The organism is Streptomyces sp. NPDC031426 (genome assembly GCF_055581585.1).
In genome coordinates, this window is sequence record NZ_JBVIJE010000022.1 from 32,949 (window position 1) to 45,046 (window position 12,098).

Below are 12,098 nucleotides of genomic sequence, written 5' to 3' on the forward strand. Positions count from 1 at the left end.
CTCAGACAGCGCCCAGGTGCCGGGCCGCGAAGTCCGTCTCCAGTCTCACCTGCTTGATCCGCTCGTCCACCACCAGGGAGCCGTGCCCGGCGTCGTAGCGGTACACCTCGTGGATGGCGCCTCTGGCCTCCAGACGCTTGACGTAGTTGTCGATCTGGCGGATCGGGCAGCGCGGGTCGTTGACGCCCGCCGAGATGTAGACCGGGGCCTTGACCGCGTCGACGTACGTGAGCGGGGACGAGGCCTCGAAGCGCTCGGGGACCTCCTCGGGGGTGCCGCCCAGCAGGGTGCGGTCCATGGCCTTCAGGGCCTCCATCTCGTCGTGGTACGCGGTGACGTAGTCCGCGACGGGAACGACCGCGATGCCCACCGTCCACGCCTCGGGCTGGGTGCCGAGGCCGAGCAGGGTGAGATAGCCGCCCCAGGAGGCGCCGGTGAGGATCAGCCGGGCGGGGTCGGCGAGGCCGGAGGAGACCGCCCAGTCGCGGACCGCGGCCACGTCCTCCAGCTCGATCAGGCCGACCCGGTGCTTCAGGGCGTCGGTCCAGGCGCGGCCGTACCCGGTGGAGCCGCGGTAGTTGATGCGGATCACCGCGTACCCCTGGTCGACCCAGGCGGCCGGGCCCGCGGCGAAGGAGTCGCTGTCGTGCCAGGTCGGGCCGCCGTGCAGGTCGAAGACCGTGGGCAGCGGGCCGGTGGCGCCCGCCGGCTTCTGGATCAGGGCGTGGATGCGGCCGCCGGGGCCCTGCACCCACACGTCCTCCACCGGCACCGACGGCGGACAGGCCATACCGGGCGGGTCCAGGACCACACCGCCGGAGGTGGACCGCACCGCCGGCGGCTCGGCGGCCGACGACCACAGGTACTCGACACTCCCGTCCGGGCGGGCGGTGGCGCCGGAGACCGTGCCGGGCGGGGTGGGGATGCGGGTCAGCTCACGGCTCGCCAGGTCGTAGCGGAACAGCTCGCTGCGGGCCTCGAAGCCATGGACGATCAGCAGGGCCGAGCCGTCCGGGTACCACTCGGCGCTGACGTCGCCCGGCAGGTCCAGGGCGAGGTCGGTCTCCTCGCCCGTCGCCACGTCCCACACCAGCGGCTCCCAGCGGCCCCGGCGCTGATGGCCGATGAGCAGCCGGGTGTCGCCGTCGACCGGTGCGAAGCCCAGCACCTCCAGGCCCAGTTCCTCGGTGCCGCCCTTGGTGTCGTCCAGCTCGGCGACCGGCGTGCCGTCCGGGCGGAGCACGCGCAGCGCCGCGTGCATGGCGTCGCCGTGCTCGGTGTGCTCGACGGCGATCAGCGAGCCGTCGTGCGAGAGGTCGCCGACGCCCGCCGACTCGCGGTGCCGGTAGATCTCGACCGGGTCCTCGCCCTCGCGTGCGAGGTGGATCGTCGTGCCGTCGTCGTCCGTGGAGCGGCCGACGACCGCCGTGCGCCCGTCCCGGGACAGGGCGAGCCCGGCCGGATAGGACGGATCGAGGCCCGGGACGGCAGGCTCGTCCTCACCTCCCCCGAAGGGCTGGCGGCGCCAGATGCCGAACTCGTCGCCGTCCTTGTCGTCGAACCACCAGATCCAGGCGCCGTCCGGGGAGAGCGCGCCGTCCGTCGTGCCGTTCGGCCGGTGCGTCGCCTGCCGCTGCCCGCCCGTCGCGCGGTCCCACGCGTACAGCTCGTACGTGCCCGTCGCGTTCGACACGAACAGGGAGCGGTCCGGTGCGTCCTCCGCCCAGTCGGGCAGGGACACCCGCGGCGCCCGGAAGCGCTTCTCCCAGTCCGGCATGCCGGCCGTGTCCCGCACGCCCGGCTCGTTGCTCTCACTCATCGCCCCAGTCATGCGCCCATACTGCCTGGCCGCGCCGACAATTGGGTGGCGGGTGTGCGCAGCCTGTGGATAACTTTCCGATCATGAGCACCCAGGTCGACCATCACTCCGCCCCCGACGGCTGGCGCGAGGACAACCGGGCCATGTGGGACGAGCGCGTCCCCGTGCACGTCGCCGGTGAGTACTACGACCTCGACGGCTTCCGCGCCCACCCGGACGCCCTGCGCGACTTCGAGACCGCCGAGGTCGGCGACGTCACCGGCAAGACGCTGCTCCACCTCCAGTGCCACATCGGGACCGACACCCTCTCCTGGGCCCACCGGGGCGCCGCCCGGGTCGTCGGCCTGGACTTCTCCGCCCCGGCCGTCGAGGCCGCCCGCTCCCTCGCCGCCGAACTGGGCCACTGCCCGGAGCGCGCCGCCTTCGTCACCAGTGACGTGTACGACGCGGCCGACACCGTGCCCGAGGCCGCGTACGACATCGTCTACACCGGGCTCGGCGCGCTGTGCTGGCTGCCGGACATCCGCCGCTGGGCGGAGACGGCCGCCTCCCTCGTCGCGCCCGGCGGGTTCCTGTACCTCGCCGAGTTCCACCCGATCACCGAGGCGCTGGACGACGCGACCGGCACGCAGATCGTGCGGGACTACTTCCGCCCCGACGCCCAGGTCTGGGAGGAGCCCGGCACCTACGCCGACCCGGACGCCGTCACCGTCCACAACCGCAGTGTGGAGTGGCAGCACACCCTCGGCGACGTGGTCTCCGCGCTCGCCGCGACCGGGCTGCGGATCGAGTTCCTGCACGAGCACGACGTCTCCCTCTTCCCGCGCTTCGAGAACTTCGAGGTCCGCGACGGCTACCACCGCTTCCCGGCGGACCACCCGCGCATCCCGCTGATCTACTCCCTCAAGGCGAGCAAGGGCTGACCCGCGGGCAGGCGCCCGGCGGCGGCGCCGTACCGTGGGAGGCGTGTACCGGTTTCTGCTGACTCCCCGCTGGTGGGGCATCAACGTCTTCGTGCTGCTCGCCATCCCGTTCTGCGTCTTCATGGGGTCCTGGCAGCTGAGCCGGTTCGAGGGGCGGGTGCAGGAGCACCGCAGCGCGACCGAGCAGGCGGCGTCGGACAAGCAGGAGACCGCGCGCCCGCTGGAGTCGATGCTGCCCGTCGACAAGGCCACCTCGGGCCGCCGGGTCACCGCGAGCGGGCACTACGGCACCCAGCTGCTGGTGCCCAGTCGGCAGCTGGACGGCAGGAACGGCTTCTACGTCCTCACCCTGCTGCGCACCGACTCCGGCAAGGCACTGCCGGTCGTACGAGGCTGGCTGCCGGGCAAGGCGGACCCGGCGAAGGCGCCCGCGCCGCCGAGCGGTGAGATCACCGTCACCGGTGCGCTGCAGGCGTCCGAGACTCCCGGGGACAACGGGGTCAGCGCGGCCGGCGGACTGCCGGCCGGGCAGACGGCGGCGATCAGCTCGGCCTCCCTGGTGAACCTGGTGCCGTACAAGCTGTACGACGCCTGGGTGACCCTCGACAAGGCCGACGCCGGGATGAAGGCCGTGCCCGCGACGGCGCCGGACGGCACCGGGCTGGACCTGAAGGCGTTCCAGAACCTCGGCTACACCGGGGAGTGGTTCGTCTTCGCCGGCTTTGTGGTGTTCATGTGGTTCCGGCTGGTACGCCGAGAGGCCGAGGCCGCGCGGGACGCCGCGCTGGGCTTGGTGCCGGAGGAGACGCCGGAGCCGACGGCAAGTGCAGCTCCCTAGGGGCGCGGGGAACTGCGCGACCAGCCCCACCGGCCCGCACTCGAACGACGGCCCGAAGCCGCCCCATCTCTACACCCCAGCCAGCACGCCGGTGTAAATCACCGTCCCCGAGCACTCCCCCGCCACCGTAGCCGTGGCCGCAGGCGAGCCACCCTGCGCCGTGTGGGTGATCTGTACGCTGCCGTCCGCAGTACTGTCCCCGGTCATCAGCTGGGTGGTCGTACCGGCTGACCCCGCGCTGTCGGTCGAACCGCCGGAGGCAGTCGGCGTCGGGTCCGGCGTGGCGCCACCGGTGCCCGAGCCGCCGGTGGTGCTGGTGCCGCCGCCGGTGGTGGGGCAGGTCTCGGAGGGTACGAAGGCGAACTTCTCCTCGTAGGCCGCGCCCGGCTGCAGGACCAGCCCGGAGACCTCCAGCGAGGGGTCGGGCAGATCGGTCGCCGCGTCCCCGGCCACATGCCGCGCCGTGCTGATCTTGGTCTGGTCGGCCGCGCCCATCGCGGTCGGGGTGATGGTGCCCGCGCCCGCGACGGTGCAGGCGGCGGAGGAGATGTTGACGACCCGGAACGTGCCGTAGACCACGCCCGCGGAGTTGGGGGCGCCGGTGGTCCCGGTGGCCGAGCCCAGCTGGGCCGTCGTGCACAGCGGGACGCCGCTGGCCGCGACGGTGGAGGACGGGTTGGCGCCCCCGGTGGAGCCACCGCCGCTGCCGGCACCGTCCTTGCCCTTCTCCCCGGGCCTGCCGGGCCCCTTGCCGGGGCTGACGGTCGTACTGCCGGCGTCCTTGCTGCCGCCCTTGTCACCGCCCTTGTCCTTGCCCTGCCCGGTGCCGCCCTGGGCCTGGGAGGACTGGCCGGCCATGGCGGTGTTGGGGTCGGTGCCGCCGGACTCGGAGACGTGCACCAGGGCGGGGATAGCGGTCCCGAAGAACAGGGCCGCGGCGGCCATGCCGACGGCGGCCTGCCGCTTGCGGGCCCGCCGCGCGGGCACGGCCCGGCGCAGATGCTCCAGCGTGCCGGTGCGCGGCTCGATGCCGTCGACGGCGGAGTGCAGCATCCGGCGCAGGGCCAGCTCGTCGGCACCGAGGCCGTCGAGATCGGCACCGAGGCCGTCCGCACCGGCGCCGGACCCCTGCTTCAGGCCCTCGGGACCCTGGTCGAGGCCCTTGGGGCCCTTCTCGTCGGGGCCGTGGTTCACAGTTCCGTTCCCAGCGTGCGACTGCGTGTGCTCTTGCCCGTCCCGCCCCATCGGCTCGTGCCCGGCGAAGGGCTCGTGACGTTCATGGGAAAGGCGTTCATCGGAATCGCCCCCTTGGGCGCGCTCGCTCATGCCGACGCCTCCATGGCCACCCGCAGCGCGGCGATGCCCCGCGAGCCGTACGCCTTCACCGAGCCCAGCGAGATCCCGAGGGTCTCGGCGACCTGGGCCTCGGTCATGTCCGCGAAGTAGCGCAGGACCAGCACCTCGCGCTGGCGGCGCTGCAGGCCCTTCATCGCCTTGATGAGGTCGCGGCGCTCCAGCTGGTCGTAGGCACCCTCCTCCGCGCTCGCCATGTCCGGCATCGGCTTGGAGAGCAGCTTCAGGCCGAGGATGCGGCGGCGCAGGGTCGAGCGGGAGAGGTTGACGACCGTCTGTCTGAGGTAGGCGAGGGTCTTCTCGGGGTCGCGGACGCGTTTGCGGGCCGAGTGCACGCGGATGAAGGCCTCCTGGACCACGTCCTCGCAGGAGGCGGTGTCGTCCAGGAGCAGCGCGGCGAGGCCGAGCAGCGAGCGGTAGTGCGCCCGGTAGGTCTCGGTGAGGTGGTCGACGGTCGTGCCGACGGCCGCGGTCGCCGCGGTCGCCGCGGTCTCCTCGGAGCCGTCACGCTGACTGGGTATGCGGGTGGGCCGCGCTGCGGGCATGGGCGCGATCACCGGCATGCCGCCGGGCGTGCGCCGGAGCGCCGCACGGGGCGGCCGGAGAACCGCCGCGCCGCGGGCCGCGCTGAGTTCGAGTACCTCTGCCACGCCAATTGGACACGTCCGACCCCGCCAGGGTTGTACGTGCCGGGCGTCACATGTGCGACAACCGGCCGAGCCTCAAGTGCCGTCATGCGTCCCGCTCTTCCCCTATGTCTGGTGTGGGCGGGTATCCCCACACCCGGCCCGATCACGGCATCCCCGCGCCCGAAGAGTGACCGCAAAGACGCTCCCCGCCCTCCGCACGGTTGCGGGGACGGGGAGAGAAATCATCTGTTGCCTTGAGCAATGGTTCAAGTGGTTTGGACCAAGCTCCCAGCCACGTCCTCTTACTGAGATCCTATAAACCTCTTGCCGAAGCCGGTCACCGGTCGGCCCACTCCGCCGCGACCAGCTCCGCGATCTGCGCGGTGTTCAGCGCGGCACCCTTGCGGAGATTGTCGCCGCACACGAAGAGTTCGAGCGCGGTCGGGTCGTCCAGGGCCCGCCGCAGCCGGCCCACCCAGGTCGGGTCGGTGCCCACGACGTCCGCCGGGGTGGGGTACTCGCCCGCGGCCGGGTCGTCGCACAGCACCACTCCGGGCGCGGTCGCGAGGATCTCCCGGGCCCGGTCGACCGTGACCTCGCCCTGGAAGCGGGCGTGCACGGTCAGGGAGTGGGTGGTGATCACCGGGACCCGTACGCAGGTCACCGCGACCGGCAGGCGCGGCAGTCCGAGGATCTTGCGGGACTCGTCGCGGACCTTCATCTCCTCCGAGGACCAGCCGTCCTCCCGGAGCGACCCGGCCCACGGCACGACGTTCAGCGCGACCGGCTCCGGGAACGGCCCGGTGTCCTCCCCGACCGCCCGCCGTACGTCACCGGGCTTGGTGCCCAGCTCGGTCCCGGCCACCAGGGACAGCTGGGCCCGCAGTGCGTCCACCCCGGCCCGCCCGGCCCCGCTCACCGCCTGGTACGACGACACCACCAGCTCGCGCAGCCCGAACTCGGCGTGCAGCGCACCCAGGGCGACGATCATCGTCAGTGTCGTGCAGTTGGGGTTGGCGACGATCCCGCGCGGCCGGGTCCGTACGGCGTGCGGGTTGACCTCGGGCACCACCAGCGGCACCTCGGGGTCCAGCCGGAAGGCGGCGGAGTTGTCGACGACCACCGCACCGCGCGCGGCGGCGATCGGCGCCCAGTGCGCGGCCACCTCGTCCGGGACGTCGAACATGGCGATGTCGACCCCGTCGAAGGCCTCCTCGCTCAGGGCCGCGACCTCGACCTCCTCCCCGCGCACGGCCAGCTTCCGGCCGGCCGAGCGGGGGGAGGCGAGCAGGCGGATCTCGCCCCAGACGTCCGCGCGCTGGGACAGGATCTGGAGCATGACCGCGCCGACGGCCCCGGTCGCTCCCACGACCGCGAGCGTCGGCTTGCCGGTCATCGTCGTACGCCTCCGTACGTCAGGGAGACGGTCATCGGCCGGTGCCGCCGTAGACGACGGCCTCGTCGGTGTCGGAGTCGAGCCCGAAGGCGGTGTGCACGGCGCGCACGGCCTCGTTGACGTCGTCGGCGCGGGTGACGACCGAGATACGGATCTCGGAGGTCGAGATCAGCTCGATGTTCACGCCCGCGTCGCTCAGCGCCTCGAAGAAGGAGGCGGTGACGCCCGGGTTGGTCTTCATACCCGCACCGACCAGCGAGATCTTGCCGATCTGGTCGTCGTAGCGCAGCGAGTCGAAGCCGATGCCCGACCGGCTCTTCTCCAGTGCGTCGATCGCCTTGCGGCCCTCGGTCTTCGGCAGCGTGAAGGAGATGTCCGTCAGGCCCGTGGAGGCGGCGGACACGTTCTGCACGACCATGTCGATGTTGATCTCGGCATCGGCGATGGCCCGGAAGATCGCGGCGGCCTCACCCGGCTTGTCCGGCACGCCGACGACCGTGATCTTGGCCTCGGAGGTGTCGTGCGCGACACCGGAGATGATGGCCTGCTCCACCTGCTTGTCCCCAATCGGCTCACTGCTGACCCAGGTGCCCTGCAGCCCGCTGAAGCTGGACCGGACATGGATCGGGATGTTGTAGCGGCGGGCGTACTCCACACAGCGGTGGAGCAGCACCTTGGAGCCGGAGGCCGCGAGCTCCAGCATGTCCTCGAAGGAGATCCAGTCGATCTTCTTCGCCTTCTTCACCACACGCGGGTCGGCGGTGAACACGCCGTCGACGTCGGTGTAGATCTCGCAGACCTCGGCGTCGAGCGCGGCGGCGAGGGCAACGGCGGTGGTGTCGGACCCGCCACGCCCCAGCGTGGTGATGTCCTTCTTGTCGGCGCTGACGCCCTGGAACCCGGCGACGATCGCGATGTTGCCCTTGTCCAGCGAGTCCCGGATCCGGCCCGGGGTGACGTCGATGATCCGGGCTTTGTTGTGGACCGAGTCGGTGATGACGCCTGCCTGGCTGCCGGTGAAGGACTGGGCCTCGTGACCCAGGTTTTTGATCGCCATCGCCAGCAGGGCCATGGAGATCCGCTCTCCGGCGGTCAGCAGCATGTCGAATTCACGCCCGGCAGGCATCGGAGAAACCTGCTCGGCGAGATCGATCAGCTCGTCCGTCGTGTCGCCCATCGCGGAAACGACGACGACAACCTGGTTGCCGTTCTTCTTCGCTTCCACGATCCGCTTGGCGACGCGCTTGATGCCCTCGGCATCGGCTACGGAGGAGCCTCCGTACTTCTGCACGACAAGGCCCACGTGCGCTCCTCGCTCGGTTCGTTTGTGTCGGCTCAGTCTAACGAGCGCCCGAATTCCACCACCGTGCTCCCGCATGGTGAGACATCCGGTCGTCCGTGTCCGGCACCTGCCCAGCCTCTGCCGGACCACGCGGGAAAGTGCCCCGGGTCACAGTCGCCACTGCACTAGTTTTCCACCACAGGGGTGTGACACACGGGGGCGACATGACGGAGACGCTGCTCGCGGCGATCGTCCTGCTCGGCGGCTGCGTGCAGTGGCTGACCGGAATGGGCTTCGCCCTGGTCGCCGTACCGGCGCTGGTCCTGCTGCTCGGCCCCGCCGACGGGGTGGTGCTCGCCAACTGCGCCGCCGGCGCGATCAGCGTCGTGGGGCTGGCGGGCGGCTGGCGCCGGGTCCGCCCCGCGGCGATGGTGCCCCTGTGCGCCGCGGCGGCCTGCACGGTACCTGCGGGCGCCTGGATGACCCGCCAACTCCCCCGCCCCGTCCTGCTGTTGGTGATGGGCGCCCTGGTGACGGCGGCGGTCTTCCTGGTCATGCGCGGCGCCCGGATACCGTCCCTGCGGGGCGGCAAGGGAGCGGTGACGGCCGGCGCGCTGGGCGGCTTCATGAACGCGGCGGCGGGCGTGGGCGGCCCACCGGTGTCCCTGTACGCCCTCAACGCGGGATGGACGGTACGGGAGTTCGTGCCCAACGCGCAGTTCTACGGCGTCGCCGTCAACGCCTTCTCGATAGCGGCGAACGGCACACCCCACCTGACCGGCGCGCAGTGGGCGGCCGTCTGCACCGCGATGACGACCGGCGCGGTGATCGGCCACACCATCGCCGGCCGCATCCCGGAGCACCGGGCCCGCCACCTGGTCCTGCTGCTGGCCCTGGCGGGCGGGGGGACGGCGATGACGAAGGGACTGTGGGGGGTGTGGCTCAGTCGCTGAACTCCTTCAGCGGCTCGGTGTCCAGGGTGATGTTCACGGGGTCGGGGAGCTTGACGGAGGCGCCGAAGGGCAGCTTCTCCTCATGCCGGTAGCGGCCGTCCTCGGGCTGGTTGAACACCACGACCGAGCAGTCGTCACGGTCGATGAGGAGGTAGACGGGGATACCGGCGGCGGCGTAGCCGTCGGGCTTCTCGACGCGGTCCCCGCGTGCCGTGTCGGAATCCCAGGAGGTGATCTCCACGGCCATCAGCACGCCGGTGGCCTCCGACCACTCGCCCTTGCCCTTGAGGCTGCCCTTGGGCACCAGTACGCCATCGGCGCGGGCCCGCCCCTTGCGATACGCCTCGGTCTTGAGTCCCCGCTCGGGATGGAGCCGCAGGTCCGGTCGCAGCTGCATGCAGCGTTCCAGGAGCCACATGTAGATCTCGCTGTGGTTGCCGGCCGGCATGGGCTTTACGACGACCTTCCCGTTCACGAACTCCAGCCACACGGTCTCCGGGGCATGGCGTTCCAGCTCCTCGAACTCCTCGGCAGTCATCTGCGGCCGGTCCTCGGTCCTGCGGCTCATGGCGTCGCCTCCTCGACTCCATGGTGCCCTGACCGGCGCGTCCTGCACGCTCATACGCCGCCCTTCCGCAGCGCCAAGCCACCGGGAGAGCGCAGACCGCCCGCAGCACGGACCCGGGCGGCCCACTCATGCACTTCCTCGGCGCTGGGAAGCGGCCTCCCCAGAAACGTCTCCGGCAGCTGCGGGATGCGTTCGCCCTCTGGCGTCTCCAGACCCAGCTCCACGCGGCACTCCCGGCACAGTCCCTGGATGATCTCCGCGGTCCGCTCGTCCGCGTCACAGGTGCCGCAGACCCGGACCACCCGGTCGATGCGGGCGCGGAGCGGCGCCTTCTTCTGGCGCACCTTCGCCTTCTTCGGAGGCATGCAGTTCTCCAATCGCTTGCGAGCGAATCCGCCCGGGTTGGTCACTTCGGGCGGAAGTCCTTCAGTGAGGGCACGGGTGATGTCCTCCGGCGTCGAGCCACGCGACAGCCACTCCGCGGCAAGCGCTTCGAGAGACCGGCAGTCCCGTTCGGACAGCGGCATACGGCGGTCAGCGTCGCGAAGTCCGGCGAGGGTGCGGTAGGCGTCGCTGTGCTGTGGCTCAGCCGGCTCCACCGGCTCCCTCTCGTGGATCTCCTCCTCGGCCTCCTCGGGCCGGGCCAGTCCAGACCGGTAGCCGTCGGTCACGATCCTGCCGTTGCGCGACCGTGCGAACTCTTCCCACCAGGTGGCCGACCTGGGCGTACGCGACCAGTACGTACGCGTCACCCAGCGCATGGCGCCGTCTTCGACAGTGATGTGCTCCCGGATCCGGTGCAGGTGTCCGGCATCGGTCAGCAGCGCCATCGCAGCGCGCGTCGCCTGCTGGCCGTACCGCGGGTGTTCGGCGGCGATCGCCTTGTAACCCATCGCGTGGCCGTCTTGGAGGTGGTCGATGAAGACCGCGAGGTCGCGTTCACGGCCGTCCAGATGTGCGAAGTCCGCGTCCGCGTGCGGGTCTTCGTCACCGGCGGAGCGTTTGCCGTAACCCGTTTTGGCCATGGGATGGTCCGGGGACGGCAGGGCAGGGCTAAGGTGGGCGTAAGCCACGATCGAAACTCGCATTCGATCCGTAGGGCCAGGCCCCGGAGCCGGTGTTGGCGCACCGACCGGGGCCGATCTATTTGCCGCGAACCTAGAGGCGCTTTACGTTCCGGCGCAAGCTGATCACGGAACGTCACCCGTTCGAGGTAGGTCGCCCTAACTCACGTACAGGCTTGGTTGGTTGGGAAGTTCCCACCAGCCCAAAACCCAAGAGAAGGGCTCGAAGCCCGAGGCTCAAGCTCCGGGCTGAAGTGCGGAGATGAACGCCGACCAGGCGGGGGCGGGGAGGTGGAGCTCCGGGCCGGTGGGGTTCTTGGAGTCGCGGATGTGGATGCGGGTGGCGAACGCGACTTCGACGCAGGCGCCACCTTCGTCATCGCTGTAGCTGGACTTGAACCACTGCTGCGGCTCGCTCATCGGTGCTTCACCATCTCCTCTATGAAACCGGCGGACTCAGCGGGGCTGAGTGCCAGCGCGCGGATCATGCTCATCCGCTCGGTCACGTTACTGATGGTCGCCGGGTCGGCGGAGAGTTCACTCGCGAACTGTCCCTCCGTGAAGGCGAAACGCTCGTGGTCCCGGGTCTCCAGTAGCACCATGGGGCCCATCAACGCCGCAGGGAAGGTGGCCCGTTCGAACGGAAGCACCTGGATGTGGACGTTCGGCTGACGGGATTCCGAGAGCAGCCGGTCCAACTGCTCAGCGTTCACGAACGGGCTGCGCAGGACCGCCTCGTAGAAGACAAAACACAGGCCGACCGGCGGTTTGCGTGCCGCCATGGCCGCCTGCCGCTCCATGCGCCCCTCGATCCGCGTCGCGATCGTCTCGTCGTCCAGCGGCGGGTACCGGTTCTCGATCAGCCTGCGCGCGTATTCCTCTGTTTGCAGGAGGCCCGGCACCAAGGTGGTCTCATACCACCACATGGTGATCGCGTCCCTCTCCCGCTCCATGAACTCCTGCGCCCTCGGCGGGAACTTCTCCCTGCTCAAGTAGTCCTTCGCCGCGCTGAGCATCCCGTCCGCCCGGCACAAGTCGTCCGCCACGTCGAGGACTCGGGGCGTCGGCATGCGGACCCCCTGCTCCATCGCCTTGATGGTGTCCGGGGAGTAGTTCGACGCGGCGGCCAACTCCTCCCGAGAGACGTTGGCCTTCGTGCGCCAGCGTTTCAATTGGTTGCCGCTGAAGCGCCACATGGGCGGCGACTGGGTCACCGTACGCACCTCCGACCGGTACACCCCGCCGTGTATCACCTGGGTCACTACCGAGGGTA

The 12,098-nt window shown here is 70.8% G+C and carries 12 protein-coding genes; 3 read left to right on the forward strand and 9 right to left on the reverse strand.

All coding sequences use genetic code 11. From position 1 onward, the window contains the following. Position 1: 1 nt before the first annotated feature. Positions 2–1,819 carry a S9 family peptidase gene (locus ACZ5NH_RS33405; RefSeq protein WP_468780619.1) on the reverse strand — a complete coding sequence of 606 codons (1,818 nt, stop codon included), beginning with the start codon at positions 1,817–1,819 and terminating at the stop codon, positions 2–4. Positions 1,820–1,902: 83 nt separating this feature from the next. On the opposite strand from ACZ5NH_RS33405, the gene ACZ5NH_RS33410 reads away from it, so the two are divergent. After that, positions 1,903–2,742: a class I SAM-dependent methyltransferase gene (locus tag ACZ5NH_RS33410; protein WP_468780621.1), complete on the forward strand. Its 840-nt coding sequence runs from the start codon at positions 1,903–1,905 to the stop codon at positions 2,740–2,742. Positions 2,743–2,785: 43 nt separating this feature from the next. Continuing rightward, positions 2,786–3,580 carry an SURF1 family protein gene (locus ACZ5NH_RS33415; RefSeq protein ID WP_468780623.1) on the forward strand — a complete coding sequence of 265 codons (795 nt, stop codon included), beginning with the start codon at positions 2,786–2,788 and terminating at the stop codon, positions 3,578–3,580. 69 nt (positions 3,581–3,649) lie between these two features. Here the strand turns inward: ACZ5NH_RS33415 and ACZ5NH_RS33420 are convergent, their stop codons facing one another. From ACZ5NH_RS33420 to ACZ5NH_RS33435, 4 genes are all read right to left on the reverse strand, one after another. Further along, positions 3,650–4,774, reverse strand: coding sequence for a hypothetical protein (locus ACZ5NH_RS33420; RefSeq protein ID WP_468780625.1), 1,125 nt, complete (start codon positions 4,772–4,774; stop codon positions 3,650–3,652). Positions 4,775–4,902: 128 nt separating this feature from the next. Beyond that, positions 4,903–5,583: a SigE family RNA polymerase sigma factor gene (locus ACZ5NH_RS33425; protein WP_468780627.1), complete on the reverse strand. Its 681-nt coding sequence runs from the start codon at positions 5,581–5,583 to the stop codon at positions 4,903–4,905. A 316-nt stretch (positions 5,584–5,899) separates the two neighbouring features. Continuing rightward, complete coding sequence (locus ACZ5NH_RS33430; protein ID WP_388623479.1) at positions 5,900–6,958, reverse strand: aspartate-semialdehyde dehydrogenase; 1,059 nt, start codon at positions 6,956–6,958, stop codon at positions 5,900–5,902. A 31-nt stretch (positions 6,959–6,989) separates the two neighbouring features. Beyond that, positions 6,990–8,261: an aspartate kinase gene (locus ACZ5NH_RS33435; protein WP_351602530.1), complete on the reverse strand. Its 1,272-nt coding sequence runs from the start codon at positions 8,259–8,261 to the stop codon at positions 6,990–6,992. 203 nt (positions 8,262–8,464) lie between these two features. Between ACZ5NH_RS33435 and ACZ5NH_RS33440 the strand changes: the two genes are divergently transcribed. Further along, on the forward strand, positions 8,465–9,193 hold the full coding sequence (locus tag ACZ5NH_RS33440; protein WP_468780630.1) for a sulfite exporter TauE/SafE family protein: 729 nt from the start codon (positions 8,465–8,467) through the stop codon (positions 9,191–9,193). Here ACZ5NH_RS33440 and ACZ5NH_RS33445 read toward each other — a convergent pair. The 4 genes from ACZ5NH_RS33445 to ACZ5NH_RS33460 all read right to left on the reverse strand — a co-directional run bounded on the left by ACZ5NH_RS33445 (position 9,183) and on the right by ACZ5NH_RS33460 (position 12,087). Then, complete coding sequence (locus ACZ5NH_RS33445) at positions 9,183–9,761, reverse strand: Uma2 family endonuclease (protein ID WP_468780631.1); 579 nt, start codon at positions 9,759–9,761, stop codon at positions 9,183–9,185. The two genes, ACZ5NH_RS33440 and ACZ5NH_RS33445, sit on opposite strands and share 11 nt — an antisense overlap. Positions 9,762–9,811: 50 nt before the next feature. Continuing rightward, positions 9,812–10,786, reverse strand: a complete 975-nt coding sequence (locus tag ACZ5NH_RS33450; protein ID WP_468780633.1) for a hypothetical protein — start codon at positions 10,784–10,786, stop codon at positions 9,812–9,814. A gap of 276 nt (positions 10,787–11,062) precedes the next feature. Then, positions 11,063–11,245: a DUF397 domain-containing protein gene (locus ACZ5NH_RS33455; RefSeq protein ID WP_468780635.1), complete on the reverse strand. Its 183-nt coding sequence runs from the start codon at positions 11,243–11,245 to the stop codon at positions 11,063–11,065. Beyond that, positions 11,242–12,087 (reverse strand): helix-turn-helix domain-containing protein, encoded by an 846-nt coding sequence (locus tag ACZ5NH_RS33460; RefSeq protein ID WP_468780637.1) that lies wholly within the window; start codon positions 12,085–12,087, stop codon positions 11,242–11,244. Before ACZ5NH_RS33460 ends, ACZ5NH_RS33455 begins: the two co-directional genes overlap by 4 nt. Between the last annotated feature and the right edge of the window lie 11 nt (positions 12,088–12,098).

What these genes read in the sequence shown, in the direction of transcription:
- ACZ5NH_RS33410 (WP_468780621.1), top strand. Translation starts at nt 1,903, where the DNA reads ATGAGCACCCAGGTCGACCATCACTCCGCCCCCGACGGCTGGCGCGAG.
- ACZ5NH_RS33445 (WP_468780631.1), bottom strand. Translation starts at nt 9,761, where the DNA reads ATGAGCCGCAGGACCGAGGACCGGCCGCAGATGACTGCCGAGGAGTTC.
- ACZ5NH_RS33455 (WP_468780635.1), bottom strand. Translation starts at nt 11,245, where the DNA reads ATGAGCGAGCCGCAGCAGTGGTTCAAGTCCAGCTACAGCGATGACGAA.
- ACZ5NH_RS33405 (WP_468780619.1), bottom strand. Translation starts at nt 1,819, where the DNA reads ATGAGTGAGAGCAACGAGCCGGGCGTGCGGGACACGGCCGGCATGCCG.
- ACZ5NH_RS33430 (WP_388623479.1), bottom strand. Translation starts at nt 6,958, where the DNA reads ATGACCGGCAAGCCGACGCTCGCGGTCGTGGGAGCGACCGGGGCCGTC.
- ACZ5NH_RS33440 (WP_468780630.1), top strand. Translation starts at nt 8,465, where the DNA reads ATGACGGAGACGCTGCTCGCGGCGATCGTCCTGCTCGGCGGCTGCGTG.
- ACZ5NH_RS33450 (WP_468780633.1), bottom strand. Translation starts at nt 10,786, where the DNA reads ATGGCCAAAACGGGTTACGGCAAACGCTCCGCCGGTGACGAAGACCCG.